Origin of the sequence: Kribbella sp. (genome assembly GCF_035655035.1) — a bacterium.
In the GTDB taxonomy this organism is placed as follows: Bacteria; Actinomycetota; Actinomycetes; order Propionibacteriales; family Kribbellaceae; genus Kribbella.
Map to the genome: position 1 here is coordinate 1 of NZ_DASRVN010000556.1, position 6972 is coordinate 6972.

Consider the following 6972-nt stretch of genomic DNA (forward strand, 5'->3'; position numbering starts at 1 on the left):
CCGGATCTGGGCCTCGGCCGCCGACGGCGTCCACATCTACCACTCCGACGGCACCCTGCTCGGCAAACTCCTGGTCCCCGAAACCGTCAGCAACCTCACCTGGGGCGGCCCCAAACGCAACCGCCTGTTCCTCACCGCGACCACCTCCGTCTACTCCCTCTTCACCACCACCAACGGCGCCCCGGAGGCATACGGCCCCCACCGCTAATCCGCTCGCCGCCGATCCGCCCCGCGTGTGATGATGGTCTGCTGACCTGATCCGAGGAGGACTGGTGGGCATGATTCCGGAGCATCTCCGGCAGGTGGCGGACGGTGTGGTGGCAGCGGCGGAGAAGGATCCGCGGGTGCTGGCGGTGGTGGTGGGTGGGTCGGTTGCCTCGGGCACCAGTGACGAGTACTCGGATCTTGATCTGGTGATCGTGTGTACGGCGGAGGGGCAGCCGGGGTGCTTGGCCGAGGCGGAGGAGTTCGCGGGGCGGGTCGGGCCGTTGCTGGCGAGTTTCACCGGGGAGCATGTGGGGGAGCCGCGGTTGCTGATCGCGTTGTTCGGGCCGCCATTGATCCATGTGGACCTGAAGTTCGTGACGCCGGACGGGCTGCGGACGCGGGTCGAGGACGGTGTCGTGCTGTGGCAGCGGGACGACACGGTGGATCGGGTACGGCGCGACAGTACGGCCGCCTGGCCGCAGGTGGATGCGCAGTGGATCGAGGATCGGTTCTGGGTGTGGGTGCACTACACGGCGGTGAAGGTCGCGCGTGGTGAGCTGTTCGAGGCGATCGACGCCCTCGGGATGATCCGGGCGGCCGCGCTCGCGCCGCTCGCCACCCTCGGTCGTACGTCGCGTCCGGCGGGCGTACGGCGGTTGGAGACGCTTGCGCCCGAGTTGTTGCCGGAGTTCAGCGCCACCGTGGCGACGGCCGACGCCGACGACTGCCTTCGCGCCCTGCGGGCAGCCGTCGACGTCTATCGGGAGGTCCGTGGCGACCAGGTGGTTCGGCGTACCGCTGCCGAAGAAGCGGTTGTTGAGTTCCTCAGAGCTTCTTGAGTTGGTCGATGGCGGTGAAGACGGCCAGGAAACCGAAGGCCAGGAAGGAGAAGAGGAGGACGGCGGTGCGGGTGGTGGTGATGCGGATCGCTTCGGGGAGGGCCCGGGAGTTCATCCACCAGAGCAGGCCGGAGTAGATGAACATCATGGTGCCGGCGGTGCAGGCCGAGATGACCAGCAGGACCAGGGGCTGGGTGAGGCCGGCCAGCAGTACGATGATGCCGAAGGCAACGAGTCCCCAGACGAGCCAGAAGTAGAGCTTGGACTCGGTGATCCTCGACGTCCGCAGGTAGCGGGCCTTGATCATGTCCGAGGCCAGCCGCGACGTGTAGTCGACGATGCCGGCCGCCGCGGCGAACAACGAGAACGCGCCGACCGCCCAGAACAGGTACCCGAACCAGCCGCCGACGATCGTCTGCAGCGTGATGCCCTCGATCTTCAGGAAGCCGATGCTGTTCTGCACAGCGGCGTTGCCGAACAGGGTGGCGTGCGCGAGCATCGACGTGAACGCGATCGTCAGTACCGTGATCGCCACGAACGTCGCGGCCTGCTCGATGTTCGCGAACCGCCACCAGCGGCGCCAGCGGGCGAGGTTCGCGTCGTCCGGCGGGAACGTGTAGCCGTTCGCGGTCGGGTCGGCCTCGGTCTCGCCGGTCACCGGTGACGTCAGCCGCGGTACGTGGAGGCCCATCCCGAAGCCCTTGTCGCGGATCCAGTTGCTCTGGACGAGGTTCTGCCCGCCGCCGGCACCGGCGTACGCGATCGCGCCCATCACCAGCGCGAACCCGAGCTGCCCGGCCGGGAACTGCGGCTGGGTGACCGCCTGCGTGAGCGCGCCGTACGTCTTGCCGCGGATCGCGAACACCAGCGCCAGTACGACGAGCAGCGCGACGGCGGCGATCTTCACCGCGATCAGTCGCTCCAGCATCACGTAGACGACCGGTGCCAGGGTCAGGATCGCGCCGATCACCAGCAGCATCACGATCGCGATCCAGCGCGGGTCGCCGCCGCTGAACAGGTACGTGAGCATGCTCGCCGAGCTCGTCGCCCAGCCCGGCCAGAGGTTCGCGAAGTACGTCATGATCGCGAAGAACAGGCCCCAGTGCTTCCCGTACCGGTTGAAGCCGGTCAACGCCGTCTCGCCGGTTGCCAGCGTGTACCGCTCGATCTCCATGTTCAGGAACCACTGCACGAGGACGCCGACGACGGCGCCCCAGAGGAACACCAGGCCGACCTGGCTGGAGATGTACGGCCAGAGGATGAACTCGCCGGACGCCAGCCCGACGCCGGCGCCGACCATGCCGGGGCCGATGATCTTCCAGGTGCTCGCGGGCGGCTCGGGCAGGTCGCGGACCTGTGGCGCGGGCAGGTTCTTGGTCGGTAGCGCGAAGTGTCCGTGGTCGGTCGGTGCGGTGTCGGTCATCAAACTCCCCTGGCCCCGGAGCCTACCGAACCGGTGGCAGACTGGCGCCCATGGGTGGGGTGACGATTCTGACCGCGTCGTACGCCGGGGCCGCGAGCGCACCGGCGTACGCCCGGCTGTCCGGGCTGGCCGCCGAGCTGCCGGGGGAGCAGCTGGTCCGCCGGGACGCGGGGTGGCCGGTGCTCCGGTACGCGTCCGCGGACGACGCGATCGAGGCGGCCGGGGCACTCCGGGAGGCGGCCGCGCGGGTGCCGGCGGGCGACCTGCTCCGGATCGCCGTACACACCGCGACGGCGGCCGGTCCGGCGGTGCGGCACGCCGAGCAGCTGCTGGCGATCGCCAACCCGGGGCAAACGTTGCTGACCGCAACCACTGCGGCCCTGATCGTGGGGCCTGTCAACGATCTTGGCGTGCATCGGCTGCGGGACCTCGGGTCGGCGGAGCGGATCTTCGAGCTCACCTCCACCGGTGCGCCGTTGCGGTCGCTGGACTGTGTGCCGAACAACCTGCCGGTGATGTTCACCAGTTTCGTCGGACGTACGACGCAGGTTGCGGCCCTGCGTACGCAGCTCGCCGGAAGCCGGCTCGTCACGCTGACCGGTCCCGGTGGTGCCGGCAAGACCCGGCTGGCCGCGCAGACCGCGGCGCAGCTGGCGGAGCGGTGGGCAGACGGGGTGTGGTGGGTCGATCTGTCGGCGGTGACTGACGGTTCGCAGATCCCCGAGGAGGTGGCCGCTGCGATCGGTCTGCTCGTCGAGCCGGGCGACCGGCTGCTGATCGGCCAGCTGCGGGACAAGCAGGCGCTGATCTGCCTGGACAACTGCGAGCAGATCATCGAGGGCGTCGCGGAGTTCGTCACCGCTCTGCAGACCGGCTGCCCCGAACTCACGGTCCTCGCGACGAGCCGCGAACCCCTCGACCTCCCCGGCGAGTCGATCTGGCGAGTCCCCGCACTGTCCCCGGATGAAGCCCGCACGCTGTTCCTGGAACGCGCGGAGGCGTCGGCCGACAGCGCGGAGGTAGAGCACGCGGTTCGAGCCATCTGTGAGCGGCTGGACGGGATTCCGCTTGCTCTGGAGTTGGCGGCTGCTTGGAGTCGGGTGTTGACGCCCTTGCAGATCGAAGCAGGGCTGGAGGATCGGTTCGCGCTGTTGACGAAGAACGTGCGCGGGGTCGCGGCGCGGCAGCGGACGTTGGCGGCGTCGATCGACTGGAGTTACGACCTGCTGGACGACGAGGAGCGGCAGGCGTTCCGGCGACTGGCGGCGTTCGCCGGTGGGTTCACGCTGGAAGCCGCGGCGGCGGTGAGCGGCGCCGTACCGGAGATCCTCGCGCGGCTTGTCGACAAATCGCTTGTCGTCGCGGAGGACGGGCGGTACCGGCTGCTGGAGACGATCCGCGAGTACGCCGCCGGCCGCCTGACCGATGACGACGTACGGGATCGTCATCTCGACCACTACCTGCGGGTCGCCGAGGCCGCGGAACCTTTGCTGGACAGCGATCGGGACGCCTGGCGCGCGCTGATCGAACCCGACCGCGAGAACTACCGCGCCGCGCTCGAACACGGCCTGGCCGCCGCCGACCCGGACCGCGGACGCAGGCTCGCCGCCGCGCTCCGCTGGTTGTGGAACCTGCAGGCGACCGGTACCGAAGGCATCGGCTACCTGCGCCGCGCGATCGACCGCGCCCCGGACGACCGAACGTTGCTGCAGGCCCGTTTGTACTACGGTTACGCGACCGTCGCCGACACCGTCGACCCATTCGGGTACGACGCGGCCGGCCGCGGGCTCGACCTGGCGACCGAGCTGGGCGACGACGGGCTGCGGTCGCTGTTCCTCGCGATGGTTGCGGTCGGCGAGTTCTTCACCGACTTCCACAAGGCCTGGGACCTGACGACCGAGGGCGTGCGGCTCGCCGACGGCATCGGCAACGAACACGCCCGGAACGCGAACGTCGCCCTGCAATGCGTGTTGCTGTCGTTGTGGGATCGTCACGACGAGCTCCGCCCGTTGCTCGACCGCGCCGCCACCGGCCTGATCTCCAGCGGCGAACGCGGGATCGCGTCGACGGTCCTCACGACCTGGTCCGAGAGCCTCGTCTCCACGGGCGAACCCCGGAAGGCCGTCGAGATCGCCGAACGCGCCCTCGCCGCGGCCGAACCGCTCGCCGACTTCCACCGGGTCGGCTCGGCCCGCGCCCAGCTCGCGTCCGTACTGGTACGGGTCGGCCGCGTGGACGAGGCCCGCGTGCTGGTGCGGCCGCTGCTCGAGCTGGCCGAGACGGCCGGTTCCGTCGTACCGAATCTCGGTCAGGTGATGAGCGTGATCTCGTACTGGACCGGCGAGTACGACGCTGCGATCGAGTGGCTCGCCGACGCCACCGCGCCGGACAGCCCGCTCGCCCGGACGTTCGCGCCCGCGATGCTGCTGCCGACCGTCGCCGCCGCCAGGCGCGCACTGGGCCAGGACGCGACCGAGGAGCTCGAACGTGCCGCCGGCCTGGCGCGCGCCTACAACCTCCCGCGGATCCTCGCCGACGCCCTCGACCAGCTCGGCCGGACCGCGATCGAGGAACAACCTGACAAGGCCGCGGAACTCCTGCACGAGGCGTTGACGATCCGCGTCGACCACGGGCTGCGAACGTACCTCATCGACAGCCTGGAATCCCTTGCCCTGCTGGCGAATCACACCAACCGCCCGGCGGATGCCGCCCGCCTGGCACGCGCGGCCGCGAACGCCCGCGACGACATCGGCCTCGCAGTACCGGCCGATCACCCGGATCTGCCGTTGTCCGACGAGGCGCCGCTGACGCTGGACGAGGCGGTCGCCTATGCCCGCCGTACCCGAGGAGCCCGCGGGCGCCCGTCGTCCGGCTGGGCCAGCCTGACCCCGACCGAGGAGCAGGTCGTCGCGCTCGCGGTCGAGGGTCTCAGCAACCCGGAGATCGGCGAACGCCTGTTCATCAGCCGCGGCACCGTCAAGACCCACCTGGCCCACGTCTACACGAAGCTCGGCGTCGCCAACCGCACCGAGCTGGCCTCCCTGAAGAAGCCGTGACCCTCACGAGGTGCCGAGCATCTCCACGGCCTTCGAGATCCGCCGCGCCCGCGTCTCCGGCAGAACTCCCAGAGCCATACATCCGTCGTTCACCACGATGCTTCCCTCGAACGTCTCCATGCTCACCAGACTAGGACGCCAGTTTGCTGGGCCACCAGACTTTCTTGCCGATGTCGTGGGCCAGGGAGGGGACGAGCAGCGAGCGGACGACGGTGGTGTCGAGGAGGACGCCGAAGGCGACCATGAAGGCGATCTGGACCAGGAACAGGATGGGGAGGACGGCGAGTGCCGAGAACGTGGCGGCGAGGACGACGCCGGCGGAGGTGATCACGCCGCCGGTGACGGCGAGGCCGATCAGGATGCCGGGTCTGGTGCCCTGTTCCTGGGACTCCTCGCGGACCCGGGTCATCAGGAAGATCGAGTAGTCGATGCCCAGGGCAACGAGGAACACGAACGCGTACAGCGGGATGCCCGGGTCGGCGCCGGGGAACTTGAACACGTGGTTGAACATCAGCGCACTCACCCCGACCGTGGCGCCGAACGACAGCACGTTCGCGATCACCAGCAGGACGGCGGCGACCAGCGAGCGGAGCAGCAGCATCAGTACGACGAAGATGACCGCGAGGATCGTCGGGATGATCACCTTGAGGTCGCGTTGCGCGGCGTCCAGGACGTCCAGGTTGATCGCGGTGTTCCCGCCGACCAGGATGTCCGGGCTGATCGAGTCCAGGTCGGTCCGCAGGTGCTTGACCACCTTGGTCGCGTCCGGTGAGTCGGCCGGGATCTTCAGCGTGGCCTGGACCAGAACCTTGCCGTCCACAACCTTCGGCGGTACGCCGGGAGCGACCGAGGCGGAGGCGCCCCCGACACCGTCGACCTTGGCCGCGGCCTGGACGACCCGGTCCGCGAGCGCCACCGGGGTGAGGATCTCCACGGGCGTACCGGCGCCGGCGTCGAAGTGCTTGCCGAGCTGCTGCTGGCCGGTGACCGACTCGACCTTGTTCAGGAACAGGTCCTCCTGCGACGTACCGCTGGCCTTGAACGTCGGCAGGAACGCCGCGCAGGCCAGCAACGCCAGCGCGCTGATCGCCCAGACCCGCCGCGAACGCCGCCCGACCAGCCCGGACACCCGGCCCCAGAGCCGGCGACCGCCGACCTGGTCGCGGGAGTGCACGTGGTCGACGCGCGGGATCGACGGCCAGAAGATCCGCCGCCCGAACGCGAGCAGGATCGCGGGCAGGAACGTCATCGCCGCGATGAACGCCCCGGCGATCCCGAACGCGCCGACCGGGCCGAGACCCTTCGTACTCCCGAGCCGGGAGAGCAGCAGGCAGAGCAGCCCGAGGATGACGGTCGCCGCGCTGGCCGCGATCGGCTCGACCGCGGCGCGCCACGCGACCCGCATCGCCTTGTACTTGCTCTCGTAGTCGTGCAGTTCCTCTTTGTA

The 6972-nt window shown here is 69.6% G+C and carries 4 protein-coding genes and 1 pseudogene; 3 read left to right on the top strand and 2 right to left on the bottom strand.

Features of this window, described 5'->3' with window-relative positions; translation table 11 throughout:
• Window positions 1–208, top strand: a pseudogene (locus VFF46_RS29865) (SMP-30/gluconolactonase/LRE family protein); the annotation flags it as partial.
• A gap of 70 nt (window positions 209–278) precedes the next feature.
• Window positions 279–1046: a nucleotidyltransferase domain-containing protein gene (locus VFF46_RS29870; protein ID WP_325040568.1), complete on the top strand. Its 768-nt coding sequence runs from the start codon at window positions 279–281 to the stop codon at window positions 1044–1046.
• On the opposite strand, the gene VFF46_RS29875 is transcribed toward VFF46_RS29870, so the two are convergent.
• The gene (locus VFF46_RS29875; protein WP_325040569.1) at window positions 1033–2469 is read right to left on the bottom strand and encodes an Nramp family divalent metal transporter; all 1437 of its coding nucleotides are present in this window, start codon (window positions 2467–2469) and stop codon (window positions 1033–1035) included. The two genes, VFF46_RS29870 and VFF46_RS29875, sit on opposite strands and share 14 nt — an antisense overlap.
• Before the next feature lie 50 nt (window positions 2470–2519).
• On the opposite strand from VFF46_RS29875, the gene VFF46_RS29880 reads away from it, so the two are divergent.
• Window positions 2520–5525, top strand: coding sequence for a helix-turn-helix transcriptional regulator (locus VFF46_RS29880; RefSeq protein WP_325040570.1), 3006 nt, complete (start codon window positions 2520–2522; stop codon window positions 5523–5525).
• A gap of 130 nt (window positions 5526–5655) precedes the next feature.
• On the opposite strand, the gene VFF46_RS29885 is transcribed toward VFF46_RS29880, so the two are convergent.
• Window positions 5656–6972, bottom strand: a 1317-nt coding sequence (locus VFF46_RS29885) for an MMPL family transporter (protein ID WP_325040571.1), incomplete at its 5' end; no start/stop codon positions are given.